The 16891-nt window shown below is 71.2% G+C and carries 10 protein-coding genes; 7 read left to right on the forward strand and 3 right to left on the reverse strand.

Annotated features, from left to right (window positions below; genetic code table 11):
• Nucleotide 1 precedes the first annotated feature (1 nt).
• Nucleotides 2-1168 carry a GNAT family N-acetyltransferase gene (locus MTDSW087_RS13475; protein WP_144764644.1) on the forward strand — a complete coding sequence of 389 codons (1167 nt, stop codon included), beginning with the start codon at nucleotides 2-4 and terminating at the stop codon, nucleotides 1166-1168.
• 104 nt (nucleotides 1169-1272) lie between these two features.
• On the opposite strand, the gene MTDSW087_RS13480 is transcribed toward MTDSW087_RS13475, so the two are convergent.
• A complete protein-coding gene (locus MTDSW087_RS13480) occupies nucleotides 1273-2694 on the reverse strand; it encodes a lipopolysaccharide biosynthesis protein (RefSeq protein WP_144764646.1) in 1422 nt (473 codons plus the stop codon).
• Nucleotides 2695-3006: 312 nt separating this feature from the next.
• Between MTDSW087_RS13480 and MTDSW087_RS13485 the strand changes: the two genes are divergently transcribed.
• Together MTDSW087_RS13485 and MTDSW087_RS13490 are read left to right on the forward strand one after the other, a co-directional pair.
• Nucleotides 3007-6540, forward strand: coding sequence for a diguanylate cyclase domain-containing protein (locus MTDSW087_RS13485; protein WP_144764648.1), 3534 nt, complete (start codon nucleotides 3007-3009; stop codon nucleotides 6538-6540).
• Nucleotides 6541-6764: 224 nt separating this feature from the next.
• Nucleotides 6765-7868, forward strand: a complete 1104-nt coding sequence (locus MTDSW087_RS13490) for a PAS domain-containing protein (protein ID WP_238178602.1) — start codon at nucleotides 6765-6767, stop codon at nucleotides 7866-7868.
• Nucleotides 7869-7916: 48 nt separating this feature from the next.
• On the opposite strand, the gene MTDSW087_RS13495 is transcribed toward MTDSW087_RS13490, so the two are convergent.
• Nucleotides 7917-8621, reverse strand: coding sequence for a GntR family transcriptional regulator (locus MTDSW087_RS13495; RefSeq protein ID WP_144764649.1), 705 nt, complete (start codon nucleotides 8619-8621; stop codon nucleotides 7917-7919).
• A 178-nt stretch (nucleotides 8622-8799) separates the two neighbouring features.
• Here MTDSW087_RS13495 and MTDSW087_RS13500 point away from each other — a divergent pair, with 178 nt between their 5' ends.
• From MTDSW087_RS13500 to pyk, 3 genes are all read left to right on the forward strand, one after another.
• Nucleotides 8800-10098, forward strand: a complete 1299-nt coding sequence (locus tag MTDSW087_RS13500; protein ID WP_144764651.1) for an MFS transporter — start codon at nucleotides 8800-8802, stop codon at nucleotides 10096-10098.
• A gap of 40 nt (nucleotides 10099-10138) precedes the next feature.
• On the forward strand, nucleotides 10139-11215 hold the full coding sequence (locus MTDSW087_RS13505) for a tartrate dehydrogenase (RefSeq protein ID WP_144764653.1): 1077 nt from the start codon (nucleotides 10139-10141) through the stop codon (nucleotides 11213-11215).
• Between the two features lie 108 nt (nucleotides 11216-11323).
• Complete coding sequence (gene pyk / locus MTDSW087_RS13510; protein ID WP_144764655.1) at nucleotides 11324-12745, forward strand: pyruvate kinase; 1422 nt, start codon at nucleotides 11324-11326, stop codon at nucleotides 12743-12745.
• Between the two features lie 75 nt (nucleotides 12746-12820).
• Here pyk and MTDSW087_RS13515 read toward each other — a convergent pair whose 3' ends face one another.
• The gene (locus tag MTDSW087_RS13515; RefSeq protein ID WP_238178603.1) at nucleotides 12821-14962 is read right to left on the reverse strand and encodes a TonB-dependent siderophore receptor; all 2142 of its coding nucleotides are present in this window, start codon (nucleotides 14960-14962) and stop codon (nucleotides 12821-12823) included.
• 384 nt (nucleotides 14963-15346) lie between these two features.
• On the opposite strand from MTDSW087_RS13515, the gene MTDSW087_RS13520 reads away from it, so the two are divergent.
• A complete protein-coding gene (locus MTDSW087_RS13520; RefSeq protein WP_144764659.1) occupies nucleotides 15347-16885 on the forward strand; it encodes an acetate--CoA ligase in 1539 nt (512 codons plus the stop codon).
• The last annotated feature ends 6 nt before the right edge of the window (nucleotides 16886-16891 follow it).

The following is a 16891-nucleotide window of genomic DNA, read 5'->3' on the forward strand; positions in this document are numbered from 1 at the left end:
GATGTCGCTTCTCCTCGCCGCGTCCGAGGACGCCGCCGTCAGCCGCGCGGCCTCGATCGCCTACGACGTCTCGGTCGCCAACGACTGGGCCGAGGTCGAACGGGTCTGGACGCCCCTCGTCCGGGCGGGAGGGGCGGCGACGCCCTTCCAGAACCTGCCCTGGCTGGCGGCGTGGTACGCCTGCCTCGGCAGCCAGCCGGGCGTGCTGCCGCTGCTCGTGACGGTGCGGGAGCGGGGCAGCGGGCGGATCGCCGCCGCGCTCCCCTGGACCCTGAGCCGCGTCGGCGGCCTGCGGGTGATCGGCTTCGCCGACGACGGCATCACCGACTACAACGCGGCCATCCTCGGGCCCGCGGCGCCGCAGGACGCGGCGGGCTGGCGCGCGCTCGCCCAGGCCGTCCGCGCGGCGCTCCCGCGCGCCGACCTCCTGCGCCTGGAGAAGGTCGCCGGCCCGACCGCCCTCTGGCCGGGCGCGCAGGAATCGAACCTGTTCGGAAACCTGATCCGGATGGGCGATTCCTACGAGACCTATCACCGCTCGAACGAGAAGACCTTCCGCAAGGAGCTGGAGCGGAGCTGGCGCGTGTTCCTGCGCCATCCCGGCGCGGAACTGCGCCATGTCAGGTCCCGGGCCGAGGCCGAGGCCCTGATGGAATCCCTCGAGAGCCTCCAGCGGGAGCGCATCGCCGAGCTCGGCCTGCCCTATATCCTCGACCGGCCCGACATCGCGCGGCACTACCGCCGTCTGGTCGCCGAGGGGATCGAGTCGGGCACCACCGTTCTGACCGCCCTGATGGCGGGGGACGAGGTGGTGGCAGCCCTGTTCGGGCTGCGCGCGGGCGAGCACTACGCCATGGTACGCCTCGCCGTCACGGGCGAGGAGACATGGCGCAACACCTCGCCGGGGCGCCTCCTGATCGCGCAGACCATGGAGCATCTCCACGGCGAGGGCGCGCGGATCTTCGACTTCACGATCGGGGAATACGCCTACAAGCGGCGCTTCAACGTGGAGCGGGTGCCGCTCGCGACCGTGCTCGCGCCGCTCTCGGCGCGGGGCGCGCTGGTCTGCGCCCTCGACCGCGCGCGGCGCCTCGCCAAGCGCTCCGACCTGCTCGTGCGCCTGCGCCGCCGCCTGCGGCCCGCCCCGCAATCCGACGTGCCGCTCTGAGGGCGGCATCCGAGGTCCGGGTCTCGAAGGGGATCATCCCCTTCGCAAGGCCCGGGTCGGAGCCCCGGGATCCGTCGGGGCTCCGGCCCCGATGCCCTGCCGGATCAGGCGGCCCGGCGAAGCTTCGGCCAGTACTCGCGGAACAGCAGCGCCAGCGCGGCCAGGTAGAGCCCGCCGGAACCCGCGATGGTGAGGGCGAGGCGGAGCTTCGCGCCGAGCTGGCCCTGGAGATGGGGCGCGAGGGCGAGAGCCCCGACCATCAGCGCGGTCGCGGCCGCGATCTTCAGGAGCGGCAACAGCGTGAAGCGCAGGCCCTGCCGCCACGCTCCGGCGAAGCAGATGACGAAGCCGAGCGCCGAGCCGGCGAGGCATCCGAGGCAGGCGCCCGGCAGGCCGCCCCAGGCAAGGCCGGCGGCGCAGCCGGCGAGGGTCGCCGCCGCCTCCGCCAGGTTCACGCCGAGGAGGAAGCCGGTCCGGCCGAGCAGCAGGAAGACCTGATCGACGCAGTGGACGCGCAGGTTCCGGACCGCGGCCGCGACCGTGGCGATGGGCAGGAGCACCCGGGTCGCCTCACGGAACTCCGCGCCGATGAGCAGGTCGACGAGGGGCGGCGTCAGCCAGATCACCCCGACCGTCGACGGGACGAGGATCGCGAGCAGGAGCAGGCTGTTGCGGGAGACCTGCGCGTAGGCGGCCTCAGGACCGAACCGCTCCATGCGCTCGACGGCGATGGGGAAGGCCGCCGCCGTCACCAGCATGGCCGCGACCGACATCAGCCGCTGGCCGAGGCCCCAGCCGACCGAGAGCAGGCCCACCGCGGCGGCGCCCTCGAACTGCTCCACGATCACCCGGATGCCGTTCACCGTGAACCAGCCGACCGCGCCGGCCGCGAGGAGGGGTGCGCTGAAGAAGAAGGCCCGACGCAGCACCGCCCGGTCGAGGGAGATCGCGCGCGAGGGGACGACCGCGAGCCAGAGCACGGGCAGAACGACGATCTGGGCGAGGGCGAAGCCGGCGAGCGCCGCCGCCGCCGTGGGCGTCCAGACCACGAACCCGATCGCGATGCCGAGGCCGAGCACGGGCCCCACCGTCTGGGCGGCGGTGTAGAGCCCGATCGCCTGGGCCGAGCGCGCCCGCTCCGCCATGTGCATCGTGAGGCTGCGGCTGATCGTGTAGCCCACCGCGGCGGCGACGAGGCCCGGGGTCAGCGGGCTGTCGCCGATCGCCAGGAGCGCCACCGTGACGGCGAGCTGCAGGCTGGCGCTGCCCAGGAGCACCGCGTTCTCGTGGGCGCCCTGCCGCTGCTTCTCCTCCGGGCTCGCCGCCGCCGCCGCGTAGCGCAGGACGTAGCTCGACCACCAGGCGAGGCAGAGCTGGAACACCAGCTCCTGCATGGCCAGGATCAGGGCGACCGTGCCGTAGGCGGCCGGCGGCATCAGATGGGTCCAGACCACCACGGCCGCGAACTGGGCGAGCGGCCCGATCAGCTGCGCCGGCAGGTAGAGGAGCGTGCGGGACAGGAGCACGGGCGCCTCGTTCAACGCCGTCGCCGCCGGGACCGGGGCGAGGCGGGGGACTCAGCAAGAGAGCGTTGCGGTGCGGCGCACCGGTGCTCGCATGCAGCGGTTGGCGTGCCGGAATCGACGCGCGGAATGCCGCTTCTAACCCCATCCCCTCACCAAGGCGTGAACTGAACCCGCAGTCGTGCAACCGGTCAGCCATACGCGCTGGGAAAAAGCGCGCAGGGGTTGCGAGATGTTAAGTTGTGCCGGGCACGCTCGTCCGTTGCGGCCGCCGCCGCTTCCTGACGGTTCGCCTTTCGGACAGCCCACCGTTCCATGACCGCACAGATCCCCTCCGAGGCGGACCGGCTCGAGGCGCTGCACAGCCTGGGCGTGCGTCCGGCGCCCGAGCCGGAATACGACGCGATCTGCCGGACCGCCTGCGCCCTGTTCGATATGCCGATCGCCTGGGTGTCGCTGGTCGATGCGGAGGCGCAGTGGTTCAAGGCGCGCTGCGGCCTCGACCTCGACGGCACGGCGCGCGGCGCCTCGTTCTGCACCTACACCATCCGCTCCGACGACCTCCTGGTCATCGAGGACGCGACCCGGGATCCCCGCTTCGCCTCGGGTCCCCTGGTGCGGGGCGAGGTCGGCGTCCGCTTCTATGCCGGCGCCCCCCTGGTCCTCGGGCCGGGCCTGCGCCTCGGCGCCCTCTGCGTCGTCGACCGGGTGCCGCGCACCTTCTCCGAGCGCGAGCGCGCGCAACTCCGGGATCTCGCCCAGGTGGTCATGGCGCAGCTGCGCGCCGGGCGCGCCGCGCGCGAGGCCCGGGAGAGCGCGGCGAGCTTCCGCCTGCTCGCCGAGAGCACCAGCGACATGATCACGCGCTGCGACCTGCAGGGCACGCGTCTCTACGTCTCGCCGGCCTCCGAGACCCTGCTCGGCTACAAGCCGGAGGAACTCGTCGGCACGAAGCCCCGCGACCTGATCCATCCCGACGATGCCGAGGCCTATGGACGCCTGCTCGGCCAGGTCCGCTGCGGCGCGATCTCCCGCGCGGTGACGCAGCACCGCTACCGCCACAAGAACGGCTCCTGGATCTGGGTCGAGGTCTCCTTCGGCCTGGCGCGGGCGGACGAGGGCGAGCGGCCGGCGGGCTACATCGCCGCCGTGCGCGACGTCTCCCGCCGGAAGGAGGCCGAGGACCGCATGGCGCACATGGCGCGCCACGATCCCCTGACCGACCTGCCGAACCGCCTGCTGTTCCGCGAGGAGCTGGAGCGGGCGCTGGCCCGGCTCGACCGCGACGGGACCGGCTTCGCCCTGCACTGCCTCGACCTCGACCGCTTCAAGAGCGTCAACGACACCCTCGGCCATCAGGCCGGCGACACGCTGCTGCGCGTGGTGGCGGGGCGAATCCGCGCCGTCCTGCGCCGGGGCGACGTGGCAGCGCGCCTCGGCGGCGACGAGTTCGTGATCATCCAGGCCGGTTGCGAGGGACCGGAGGATGCGGCGCGGCTCGCCGCGCGGGTCGTCGAGGCGATGGCCGCCCCCGTCGATCTCGGCGGCTACCCGGCCGGGATCGGCGTCAGCGTCGGCATCGCCCTGGCCCCCGGCGACGCGCGCGCGCCCGACAGCCTCATCGCCCGCGCCGACGCGGCGCTCTACCGCGCCAAGGCGGAAGGCCGGAACACCTGGCGCTTCGCCGCGACCGAGGAGATGCCGGGCACGTCCGCGCTGTCGGAAGCGGACCCGGCCGGCGGAGCCGTGGGCGAGCTCTGGTCGCGCATCGCCTCCGTCCCGCCGGATCGCGCCGGCTCGGTCCTGGGCTGCTTCGAGGCCCTCCTGGAGGCCACGGCGACCACGGTGTGGCGGGCCGCGGCAGACGGAACCCTGATCGAGGGGAACGGCTGGGATGCCCTGACCGGCCAGTCCCGCGAGGCGAGCCGCGGCGACGGCTGGCTCGCGGCCGTCCATCCGGCGGACCGGCCACGCACGCTCTCGACCTGGCGGGACATCGTGGCCGGGCGCGAGCCGCGCTCACTGGAATACCGGGTCCGGCGCGCCGACGGCAGCTATCGCTGGCTGCTGGTGCGGGCGGTGCCCCTCGCCGGACCGGACGGCCGCGTGCGCGAATGGGTCGGCAGCGCCACGGACATCCACGAGCGCCGGCAGGCCGACGAGGTCCTGCGCAGCCGGGAGGAGCGCCTGCGCCTCGCGCTGCAGGCGGGCCGGATGGTCGCCTGGGAGCACGACCTGCGCAGCGGCGCGTGCAGCCAGTCCGAGAACGCCGTTGAGGTGCTCGGCTCCGAGGCGATCCTCGGCGAGGGCTTCCTCGAGCGCGTGCATCCCGAGGACCGCGAGACCATGCAGGCCTTCCTCCGCGAGGGCGGCACCCGCGACAGCCTGGAATTCCGGTTCCAGCCCCCCTCCGGGCCGCAGCTCTGGCTGCGCTCCTGCGCCGAGCGGGTCGGGACCGACCGCATCGTCGGCATCACCTTCGACATCACCGAGCGCAAGCTCGCCGAGGAGGGGGCGTGGCGCGCCGCCAACCACGACGCCCTGACCGGCCTGCCGAACCGCAAGCTCTTCCTGCAGCGGCTCGACGAGGAGCTCGCCGTCGTGGCGCGCGACGGGGGCGGCCTCAGCCTCCTCCTCGTCGACCTCGATTCCCTGCGCGAGATCAACGATGCCTTCGGGCAGGATACCGGCGACGGCATCCTCGTCGAGGTCGCCGCCCGCCTGAGGGTGGGCTTGCGGCCGACGGACATGGTCGCCCGGCTCGGCGGCGACGAGTTCGCGCTGCTCCTGACCGGCCGGCCCGGCCTCGACCACGCCGCCGCCCAGGCGCAGGCGATCGTCGCGCGCCTGCGTCAGCCCGTCCATTACCGGGGCCGCAGCCTCTCCTGCCGGGGCAGCGTCGGCGTCGCCGCCTACCTCGAGCATGACGGCCAGGCCCAGACGCTGATGACCGACGCGACCACGGCCCTCCTGCGGGCCAAGGCGCAGGGGCGCAGCCGGGCCGTGCTGTTCACGCCCGCGATGCGCGCCGAGACGGAGAGCCGGACGCGGATCGGCGGCGAGGTCCGGGCGGCGCTGGCGGCGCGGCAGATCGTCCCCTTCTACCAGCCCAAGGTCTGCTGCCGGACGGGGCGGATCAGCGGCTTCGAGGCGCTCGCGCGCTGGCAGCATCCGACGCGCGGCGTGCTGACGCCCGGCTATTTCGGCACGGCCTTCGAGGATCCCGAACTCGCGACGGCGATCGGCGACACGCTGATCCGGCACGTCGCCGCCGACATGCGCGCCTGGCGCGACGGCGGGCTCGATTTCGGCCGCGTCGCCGTCAACGTCTCCTCGGCGGAGTTCCGCAAGCCCGATCTCGCGGGCAGCATCCTGGAGGTGCTCGCGGGCTACGGCGTGCCGACCGCGCAGTTCGAGCTGGAGGTCACCGAGACGGTCTTCCTCGGGCAGGGCGCCGAGAGCGTGCCGGCGGTCCTGAACCGCCTCCACGACAGCGGCGTCCTCGTGACGCTCGACGATTTCGGCACCGGCTTCGCCTCGCTGACGCACCTGAAGCAGTTCCCGGTCGATCACATCAAGGTGGACCAGAGCTTCGTGCGCAACATGGAGCAGGACGGCGACGACGCGGCCATCGTGGCGGCGGTGGTCGGCCTCGGCCGCAGCCTCGGCATGCACGTGACCGCCGAGGGCGTGGAGAGCGCCGGCCAGGTCGAGCGCCTGCGCGCCCTCGGCTGCGACTACGCCCAGGGCTACCATTTCGCGAAGCCGATGGCGGCGTCCCGGGTGCCGCATTTCCTGCGGAACTGGGCCGCGCCCGCGCCGGACGCGGTGCGACTGAGATCGGCCTGAAAGGAGCAGGGCGGTATTAATCCCGTCGAGCTCTGATCAAACATACGTGATGCGCCGGCCGGGTTTCAGTTCAAGCGCGGCTGTTGTGTTGGCTAATCGAGCCTTAAATCGATGTTTACCAATGTAACAAGATCTCATATCTGACGCGGCCGGTCGCCCGGCCGCAGAACCCGGTGGCGATCCGGTCCAGGCTTGTCGTCGGGAAGCGCGTCAGGGAGTCCGAGGTGCCAACACGTTCGTTGATGCGGCCGCGCGAGGAGGGACAGGGCGGCGCGACGGGAGCCCAGGCCTTCTCCTCCCGGCACTTCCTCAAGCTCGTCGAGGATACGGGCGAGGTCGGCTTCTGGTCCGCCGATTTGCGCCGGGATCAGCTCAGCGCCTCGGTCGGCCTCTACCGCATCTTCGGCCTCGATCCCGCGACCGAGATGACGTTCGGCTTCGGCCTCGACATGATCCATCCGGACGACAAGGCCGCGCATGGCGACCAGATCGCGGTGCTGCGCAGCGGGCAGCCGATCAGTCGCGAGTTCCGCATCATCCGGCCGGACCGGACCCAGCGCTGGATCCTGCATCGCGCCGAGGTGATCGTCGGGGCGGACGGGCGGCCGAACCAGGGCATGGGCGTGGTCTTCGACGTGACCGCCCGCCACGACAGCCTGCGCTCCGTCGAGCAGCGGCACGACCGCTTCAACGCCCTGCTCTCGGTGACCGCGGCGGTCGTCTGGATCGTCAGCCCGGACGGCGAGGCGCGCGAGATGCCGCAATGGCAGGTCCTGACCGGCCAGAGCCAGGCCGAATTGCGCGGGCAGGGCTGGCTCCAGGCCGTGCATCCGGAGGATCGCGAGCGCACGGAGGCGGCCTGGCGCACGGCCGTCTCCCACGTCTCGCCCTACAACACCGATTACCGCCTCCTCTGCGCGGACGGCGTCTATCGCTGGTTCAACGCCCGCGGCGTGCCGATCATGAACCGCGACGGCTCGATCCGCGAATGGGTCGGGGTCTGCCTGAGCGTGCCCGGCCAGAACCGCTACGGGCCGGCCGCCGCGCGGGCCGAGGCGCGGAGCGCCGCCGCCGACACCGCCGACCGCGTCATCACCGCGGCCCAGGTCCGGGCCGCCCGCGGGATGACCGGCCTGTCGAAGGACGAGCTCGCCCGCCGGGCCAGCGTCTCGGTCTCGACCATCGTGCGCCTGGAGGACGAGGAGACCACCGTGCGCCCGCGGGCCGATACCGTGCTCGCGGTCCGCAAGGTGCTGGAGCAGGCGGGCGTCGAGTTCACCTTCGACCACGGCGTGATGCCCGGCGTCCGGCCCGCGATGGGCCGGTAGCGCTCTCCACCGGCGCTGAGGGGCCAGCTCGGCGCCGAGGCGCCCGGTTCAGAGGTGCTTCAGGCCGAAGCTGTCGAGGAGCGGCAGCAGCGTGTCGCGGGCGCGCAGGCGATGGGCGCGGGCGCTCTCCATGGCACCCGCCGCGTCGCCGGCCCGGATGCAGGCGACGATCCGGCGATGCTCCTCCACCGAGGCGCCCAGCTCGCGCCGGAGCTTCAGCGTGAACATCCGCGCCCTGTGCGACTGGTCGTTGATGGTCTGGATGATCCGGATCATGCGGCCGTTGCCCGCCCCCTCGACCAGGGCGCGGTGGAAGCGCTCGTCCGCCTCGCCCCAGCTGCGCAGGTCCTGCTCCGTCCAGGCCGCCTCCATCGCGTCGGTCCGGTCCGCGAGCTCGTCCGCCACCGCCATGCGCCGCTCCTCGGGGCTCGCGGCGATCAGCTCGGCGGCCCGCCCCTCGATGGCGACGATGACGTCGTAGATCTCGCGCATGTCGTCGGGCGCCAGCGCGCAGATCAGGATGCCCCGGCGCGGCAGCACCCGCACGAGGCCGTCCTCCTGCAGGCGGATCGCGGCCTCGTGGACCGGCGTGCGGCTCATGCCGAGGCGAAGCGCGATCTCCTGCTCCGAGGCCTGGTAGCCCGGCGCGAAGCTCGAATCGCGGATCGCCTGCTTCATGGCCGCATAGGCGTCGTCCACGAGAGAGGGACGCCGCTCCGTCTCCCGATCCGCCTCCGCCCGTGCGCGCACCATGTCCGTCCCTCCAGGCCCGATTAGAACGTACCAGCTTCCATGCAAGCTGCAATGGTCACTTGACAGACCGGCCCGACTCAGCGCAACTCATGCCATCTTGCATGCAAGTTGGCGCGCAAAAATCCGCTCAAGGATCGATGCAAAGATCGACGCATGCCGGGCCAAGCAGGAGGAAACGATGGACGGCTCGCTCGAGCGGGCGACCATGCGCAGGGTCGCGTGGCGCCTGGTTCCCTTTATCTGCCTTCTCTACTTCATCGCCTTCATCGACCGCGTGAACATCGGCTTCGCGGCCCTGACGATGAACAAGGATCTCGGCTTCTCATCGGCCGTATTCGGCTTCGGAGCCGGGATATTCTTCTTCGGCTACTTCCTGTTCGAGGTGCCGTCGAACATCATCCTCGACAAGGTGGGCGCTCGCCTCTGGATCGCCCGCGTGATGATCACGTGGGGCCTCATCTCCGGCGCCTTCGCCTTCGTGAAAGGCGAGTACAGTTTCTACACGCTGCGCTTCCTGCTCGGCGCGGCGGAGGCCGGCTTCTTTCCCGGCATCATCCTCTACCTGAGCTACTGGTTCCCGGCCCGCTACCGCGCCGGCGTCGTCTCGGTGTTCATGGCGGCGGCCCCGATCTCGGTGGTGATCGGCTCGCCCCTCTCCAGCGCGCTGCTGGCGATGGAGGGGATCTGGGGCCTGCACGGCTGGCAGTGGATGTTCATCATCGAGGCCATCCCGGCCGTCCTGCTCGGCGTCATGGTGCTGTTCTACATGACGGACCGGCCCGAGAAGGCGACGTGGCTCTCCGACGATCAGCGGGCCTGGCTCGTCGCGGAGATGAACGAGGAGCACGCCCGCAAACAGGTGAGCGCCAAGCACGGTATCCTCGCCGGTATGGCCGATCCCCGCGTGCTGGCCCTCGCGCTCGTCTATTTCGGCACCTCGGCCGGTCTCTACACGCTCGGCATCTGGGCGCCGCAGATCATCAAGAGCTTCGGGCTGTCGACCATGGCGGTCGGCTTCCTCAACGGCGTGCCGCCGACCATCGCGATCGTCGCCATGATCCTGTGGGCCCGGCACTCCGACAGGACGGGCGAGCGCACCTGGCACGTGGTCATCGCCTGCATCGTCGCCTCGGTCGGCCTGATGCTGGCCGGCGGCGCGTCCTCGGCCGTCGCGGTCATCGCCGCGCTGAGCCTCGTCAATGTCGGCATCAGCGCGGCCAAGCCTCCGCTCTGGGCCATGCCGACCATGTTCCTGTCCGGCTCGGCGGCGGCGGTCGGCATCGCCACGATCAATTCGATCGGCAATCTCGGCGGGTTCGTCGGACCCTGGGCCATCGGCTGGATCAAGGATCAGACCGGCAGCTTCAGCGGCGGCCTGGTCTTCGTGGCAGGGCTGCTGGTCCTGTCCGCCGTCGTCACCCTCATCGTCGCCCGCTCAGGGCGGCGTCCCGAGCCCGCAGGCGCCGTCGCGCGCTGATCACGAATATCCTTCAAGCAACGCAGAGAGGACACGTCTCATGAAGACCTACAACATCGCCGCCATCCCCGCCGACGGCATCGGCATCGAGGTCATCGCCGCCGGCATCGAGGTGCTCGACGCCCTGGCCGAGCGCACCGGCGGCTTCGCCTTCAAGTTCGATCACTTCGACTGGGGCTCGGACTACTACAAGAAGCACGGCGTGATGATGCCCGCGGACGGGCGCGAGCAGATCAAGGACCACGACGCGATCTTCTTCGGCGCGGTGGGCGCGCCGGACGTGCCCGACCACATCACGCTGTGGGGCCTGCGGCTCGCCATCTGCCAGCCCTTCGACCAGTACGCCAACGTGCGCCCGACCCGGATCCTGCCCGGCATCACGAGCCCGCTGCGCCATGTCACCGGCCCCGAGCTGAACTGGGTGATCGTGCGCGAGAACTCGGAGGGCGAGTATGCGGGTGTCGGCGGCCGGGTGCACCAGGGCCATCCCAACGAGGTCGCCACCGACGTCTCGATGATGACCCGCTCGGGCGTCGACCGCATCATCCGCTTCGCCTTCAAGCTGGCGCAGTCGCGCCCGCGCAAGCTCCTGACGGTGGTGACCAAGTCGAACGCGCAGCGCCACGCCATGGTGATGTGGGACGAGATCGCGGCCGAGGTCGCGAAGGACTTCCCCGACGTGACCTGGGACAAGATGCTGGTCGACGCCATGACCATGCGCATGACGATGAAGCCGGAGACCCTCGACACGATCGTCGCGACGAACCTGCACGCCGACATCCTCTCGGACCTCGCCGCGGCGCTCGCCGGCTCGCTCGGCATCGCGCCGACCGCGAACATCAACCCGGAGCGCACCTTCCCCTCGATGTTCGAGCCGATCCACGGCTCGGCCTTCGACATCACGGGCAAGGGCATCGCCAACCCGATCGCCACCTTCTGGACCGCCTGCCAGATGCTGGAGCATCTCGGCGAGAAGCCGGCCGCCGACCGGCTGATGCGGGCGGTCGAGCGCGTCACCGCGGATCCGAGCCTCCACACGCCCGATCTCGGCGGCAAGGCGACGACCCGCCAGGTCACGGACGCGGTGATCGCGGCCGTGCAGGGCGACAACGAGTAGGCTATCACGCACTCGAATCCGGGACTCCGAAGGGACATCCTCCCTTTCGGAGTTCCGGGGCCTGAGGTCCACGCTTGCGAGAGGCGGCCCGTCCGGGCCGAGGACACCATGCGCCGTCACCGCCACGCCAAGATCGTCGCCACCGTGGGCCCTGCGACCAACTCGCCGGAGATGCTGAAGGCTCTGTTCCTGGCCGGGGTCGATACCTTCCGCCTCAATTTCAGCCACGGCGTCCAGGCCGACCACGCCAAGGTCCACGCCGCGATCCGTGCCCTCGAGACGGAGGTCGGCCGGCCCATCGCCATCCTTCAGGATCTCCAGGGCCCGAAGATCCGCGTCGGCACCGTCCGGGACGGCCGGCTCGACGTGGCGCCGGGCGAGAGCCTGCGCTTCGTGCTGCGCGGCGCGGACGGCGACGCGGGCGGGATCCCGCTGCCGCATCCCGAGATCTTCGCCGCCGTGGTGCCCGGCCAGGAACTGCTGATCGACGACGGCCGCGTGCGCGTGCGCGTCACCGGCATCGAGGCCGAGGCGATCGACGCCGAGGTGGTGATCGGCGGCGCCATCTCGAACCGCAAGGGCGTCAACCTGCCGGGCACGCTCCTCGACCTCTCGCCGCTCACCGAGAAGGATCGCGCCGACCTCGCCTTCGGGCTGGAGCTCGGCGTTGACTGGGTGGCGCTGTCCTTCGTGCAGAAGCCCGCCGACCTGATCGAGGCACGCGGCCTGATCGGGGACCGGGCCGGCATCATGACCAAGGTCGAGAAGCCGCAGGCGCTCGACCGGATCGAGGACATCATCCGCCTCTCGGACGCGGTGATGGTGGCCCGCGGCGATCTCGGCGTGGAGATCCCGCACGAGGACGTGCCGGCCCGCCAGAAGGAGCTGATCCGCGCCTGCCGCCTCGCCGTGAAGCCCGTGGTGGTGGCGACCCAGATGCTCGATTCGATGGTCTCGGCCCCGACGCCCACCCGGGCCGAGGCCTCGGACGTGGCCACCGCGATCTATGACGGGGCCGACGCGGTGATGCTCTCGGCGGAATCGGCCACCGGCCGCTACCCCGTCGAGGCGGTGGCGATGATGGACCGCATCATCCGCAGCGTCGAAGGGCACAAGCTCTATCGCTCGATCGTGGCGGCCTCCGAGCCCGGCGAGGAGGAGACGCCGCCCCACGCGGTCGCCACCGCCACGGCGGAGCTGGCCCAGGCGGTGCACGCCTCGGCGATCGTCACCTACACGCTGTCGGGCACCACGGCGGCGCGCGTCGCCCGCAAGCGGCCGGCGGTGCCGATCCTGGCGCTGACGCCGGATCTCGGCACCTCGCGCCGCCTGAGCCTGCTCTGGGGCACCCACAGCGTGCGCGCCGACGAGGTCTCGACCTACGAGGAGATGGTCTCGAACGCGACCGCGCACGCCGTCGAGGAGGGCTTCGCCCGGGCCAACGACCTCGTCGTGATCACGGCCGGCATCCCGTTCGCGGTGATGGGGACCACCAACAACATCCGCATCGCGCAGATTCCGGGCACGTGAGGCTCCCGCGGCGGGCCCCGGGGAGCCTCCGGGACCCGCCGCGACGGCCTCAGGGTAGCGGCGTCGGGGAACCGCTCACCACGCGACCCGCGCCGTGACCAGGGCCTGGAACGGCTCCCCGACGGCGACCAGCACGTTGCTGGCGGCGGAGGACGGATAGTAGGTCTCGTCGAACAGGTTCTTCAGGTTGAGCTGGATCGTCGTCGGCAGGTCGTTGACGCTGGTGCGGTAGCTCAGGAAGGCGTCGCAGACGACGTAGTCCGGCATGAAGAAGGTGTTGGCGGCATCCCCCGGGCGCGTGCCGACATAGCGGCCACCGAATCCGGCCTCGAGGAAGCCCGGCCCGAGACGATACGAGCCGAGCTCCGCCTGCGGCGCCACGGCGCCGAACTGGTGCGTCAGGAAGAGCGAGGCGGTGGTGCGCGGAACGTTGAGCAATTGCTTGCCGGCCAGCAGCGGATCCTCGGCGACGAAGGCATCGGTGAAGCCGTAGCTGCCGATCACCGACCAGTCCGGCGCGATCTGGCCCGCGAAATCCAGCTCGAACCCGCGTGAGCGGACCTTGCCGGCGGTGGTCGCGATCCGGTTGCCGCCCACCACCTGGGTGACCAAGACGTTGGACTTCTCGGTGTCGAACATCGCCCCGGTCAGCGTGAGTCCGGGCCCGAGATCCGCCTTGACGCCGACCTCGAAGGCCTCGCCCTCCTCGGGGGCGAGGGACCCGCTCCGGTCGAGGTCCGTCACGTTCGGCCGGAATGATTGGGTGTAGCTGCCGTACAGCGAGAGATCCGGGCTCAGCTTGTAGACCACGCCCGCCCGCGGCAGCGGCCGCACACCGGAGAGGTCGGTGGAGGTCACCGCGGGCACGCCCGCATAGGCAATCTGATGGAAGATCTGGGCGCTGACGCCGCCGACCAGGATGAGCCGGTCGGTGAGGTGCAGCGAGTCCTGCAGGTAGAGGCTCGTGTTGACGAGCCGGTCCCGGTTGTTGCTCGCCGGCACGGAGACCCGGTCGGACGGGCCGAGCCTGCCGTAGACCGGATCGAACACGTTGAAGCCGCCCACGTTCGGACCGCGGACGCTGGTTCTGCGATAGTAGTCCACCCGCTCGTGCATCGCCCCGAGCAGGAGGTCGTTGCGCAGGCCGAAGGTCTCGAAGCGCCCGACCAGGTCGAGCCGGGCCACCTGGGCGTTGAAGTCGCCGCCGCGGGTCGCGTCGGACCGGCGCGTCAGGATGCCGGTGGCGGGGTTGTAGGAGATCGGGCGGACCTGATTGTCGTCGTAGGTGAGGTTGCTGGCACTGAAGCCGAGATGCAGCTTCCAGTCCTCATTGAAGCGATGGTCCACGTCGAGGCTGCCGAGATGGCTCGCCGCCTCCACCTTGCTGAAGCGCTCGCCGAAGCGCCGGTCGCGGGGAACCGGCAGGGGCCGGCCGGTGCGCGGATCGAACGTCGTCCCGCGGTCGAAGGGGATGACGTAGTGCGAGAACTCGTAGCCCACCGTCACGGTGGTGTCGTCGCCCCGCCAGGTGAGCGAGGGCGCCGCGACCTGCCGCGCGATCGTGCCGAAGTTGCGCCAGTAATCGGAGTTCTGGACGTCGCCGACGATCCGGTAGGCGAGGTTGGTGCCCTCGACCGGGCCGGTGAGGTCCGGCTGGATCAGGCTGCCGCCGAAGCTCGTCGCGGTGACGTCGAGGGTGTTGCGCGGCGTGAATTCCGGCCGCTTGGAGACGAGATTGATCAGGCCGCCGGGCTCGGAGATCCCGTAGAGGAGCGAGGCGGGACCCTTCAGCACTTCCACGCGCTCGATGGCGTGGCTGAAGTTCTGCTGGAGGACCGTGCGCCGTCCGTCCCGCAGGATCGAGCTGTCGCGGCTGCTGCCGAAGCCGCGCCGGACGACGCCTTCCTGCGTGCCGCCCAGGCTGTTGGTCTGGGTGACGTTGCTGACGTTGCGCAAGGCCTCGTCGAGCGACAGGACCCGCTGGTCGCGCAGCACGCTCGCCGGGACCACGGCGATGTTGGCCGGCGTGTCGAGGAGCGCGGCATCGGTGCCCGCCCCGAAGCTGCTGCGCCTGGGCTGGTAGCCCACGACGCTCGCGCCGTCGCCGGCAACCGTCAGCTCGTCCATCGACACATGCAGGGCGTCCTGCCCCGCCGCGCGTGTCTCGGCGCGCGCCTGGCCCGGAACGGAGGCGAAGCCTCCGATCGAAACCAGCACCGCTATTCCGGATACGGCATGATGCCACGCGTATAGATTTGCTCGGCAATCTCGCATTGCGTTTCTCGAAACAATGAGGAAACATTTGCTTATCCGGGCACAAAATACGGGTCAACGAATATGATTTAGAACTACTCCGAACGATATTGTTGACCAAGCGGTTCGGAACGATGGCGTATATTGCATTGGCAGAAAATTTCATGACGTTTTGAATCATGATTGCGCCGCGGTGCTGGATCGCAGCGGCGCCCTGTGCGCGCGGTGATCCGCCGATCCGCGCTCCGCTCCGCCGAGGTCCGGCCGGCCGTCACTCCGGCAGCGCGTGCCGCAACCGTTGACGGGGCGCCCCGGGATGGCCGACACGCGGGCAGGTCCTGCTCAGGAATGCGCCCCGTGTCCGACGACCGCCATCCGCCGTCCCGCTTCAACGCCGCCCGCTACTGCCTCGGCGCGAACGCGGCCGTGCGCCCGGACAAGACCGCCCTGGTGATGGTGGGGGAGGGCGGGGCGGTCGCGAGCCTCACCTTCGGCGAGGCGGACCGCGCCGTACGCGGCATCGCGGCGGGGCTGCTCGGCCTCGGCCTGAAGCGCGGTGACCGCGTGATGATCCGCATGGGCAACGAGGCGGATTACGTGCTCACCTATTTCGGCGCACTCGCCGCCGGCCTCGTGGCCTTGCCGTCCTCGCCGCAGCTCACGCCGGCCGAGGCCGCCTTCCTGATGGAGAATTCCGGCGCTGCGGCGATCGCGGTGGCGAGCGGCTGCACGGTCGACCCGGATGCACTGGCCGGCCGGATCCTGCTCGGGCCCGGCGACATCGCCGCGATGAAGGCGGGTCCGCCGGTCGAGGACTATGCCGAAACGGCCGCCGACGATCCGGCGACCCTGGTCTACACCTCGGGCACGACGAGCCGCCCGAAGGGCGTGCTGCACGCCCACCGCACCATCTATGGCCGCCGGCCGATGCTGGCGCACTGGCTCGGCCTCTCCGAGATCGACGTGATGCTGCATGCCGGCACCATGAACTGGACCTACACGCTGGGCGTCGGCATCACCGATCCCTGGGCGGTGGGGGCGACCGCGGTGCTCTATAACGGTCCGCGCGACCCCGCCGTCTGGCCGCGCCTGATCGCCGAGCGGCGGGCCACGATCTTCGCGGCGGTGCCGAGCCTCTACCGGCAGATCCTCAAATACGGGGACCTGCCCGCCCACGACCTCGTCAGCCTGCGCCACGGCTGCACGGCGGGTGAGGCGCTGCCCGTCGACATCCTGGAGGCCTGGCGCGCGGCGACCGGCAAGCCACTCTACGAGGCGCTCGGCATGAGCGAGATCTCGACCTACGTGTCGAGCGGGCCGACGATCCCCGTGCGCCCCGGCTCGCCGGGCAAGCCGCAGCCAGGGCGGCGCGTGGCGATCCTGGCGCCCGAGGGCGCGCCGGAGCCGCTGCCGGCGGGGGAGACGGGCCTGCTCGCCGTCCACCGCTCCGAGCCCGGGCTGATGCTCGGCTACTGGAACAGGCCGGACGAGGAGGCGCAGGTCTTCCGGGGCGACTGGTTCGCGGGCGGCGATCTCGCCCGGCTCGATGCGGACGGCTACCTCTGGTTCGAGGGCCGCAACGACGACCTGATGAACGCGATGGGCTATCGCGTCTCGCCGAACGAGGTGGAGGGCGTGCTCGCCGAGCATCCGGACGTCGCCGAGGTCGGCGTGGCGGAGCTCGCCGTGCGGGCGGATGTCCGCGTGGTCTGCGGCTTCGTCGTGCTGCAGCCCGGCGCGGCCGCGGATGCCGAGGCGCTGCTGGCCTGGTGCCGCGACCGGCTCGCCGCCTACAAGTGCCCGCGCGAGATCCGCTTCCTCGAGGCCCTGCCGCGCACCGCCAACGGCAAGGTGCAGCGCAAGCGCCTCGCCGCGGCTTTGGCGTAAGGTCCG

Origin of the sequence: Methylobacterium dankookense (genome assembly GCF_902141855.1) — a bacterium.
GTDB classification, from domain to species: Bacteria; Pseudomonadota; Alphaproteobacteria; order Rhizobiales; family Beijerinckiaceae; genus Methylobacterium; species Methylobacterium dankookense.

Excerpts from the sequence above, each read along its gene's own strand:
- MTDSW087_RS13475 (WP_144764644.1), top strand. The coding sequence starts at position 2 with ATGTCGCTTCTCCTCGCCGCGTCCGAGGACGCCGCCGTCAGCCGCGCG.
- pyk (WP_144764655.1), top strand. The coding sequence starts at position 11,324 with ATGCGCCGTCACCGCCACGCCAAGATCGTCGCCACCGTGGGCCCTGCG.
- MTDSW087_RS13485 (WP_144764648.1), top strand. The coding sequence starts at position 3,007 with ATGACCGCACAGATCCCCTCCGAGGCGGACCGGCTCGAGGCGCTGCAC.
- MTDSW087_RS13495 (WP_144764649.1), bottom strand. The coding sequence starts at position 8,621 with ATGGTGCGCGCACGGGCGGAGGCGGATCGGGAGACGGAGCGGCGTCCC.
- MTDSW087_RS13520 (WP_144764659.1), top strand. The coding sequence starts at position 15,347 with ATGCGCCCCGTGTCCGACGACCGCCATCCGCCGTCCCGCTTCAACGCC.
- MTDSW087_RS13505 (WP_144764653.1), top strand. The coding sequence starts at position 10,139 with ATGAAGACCTACAACATCGCCGCCATCCCCGCCGACGGCATCGGCATC.
- MTDSW087_RS13500 (WP_144764651.1), top strand. The coding sequence starts at position 8,800 with ATGGACGGCTCGCTCGAGCGGGCGACCATGCGCAGGGTCGCGTGGCGC.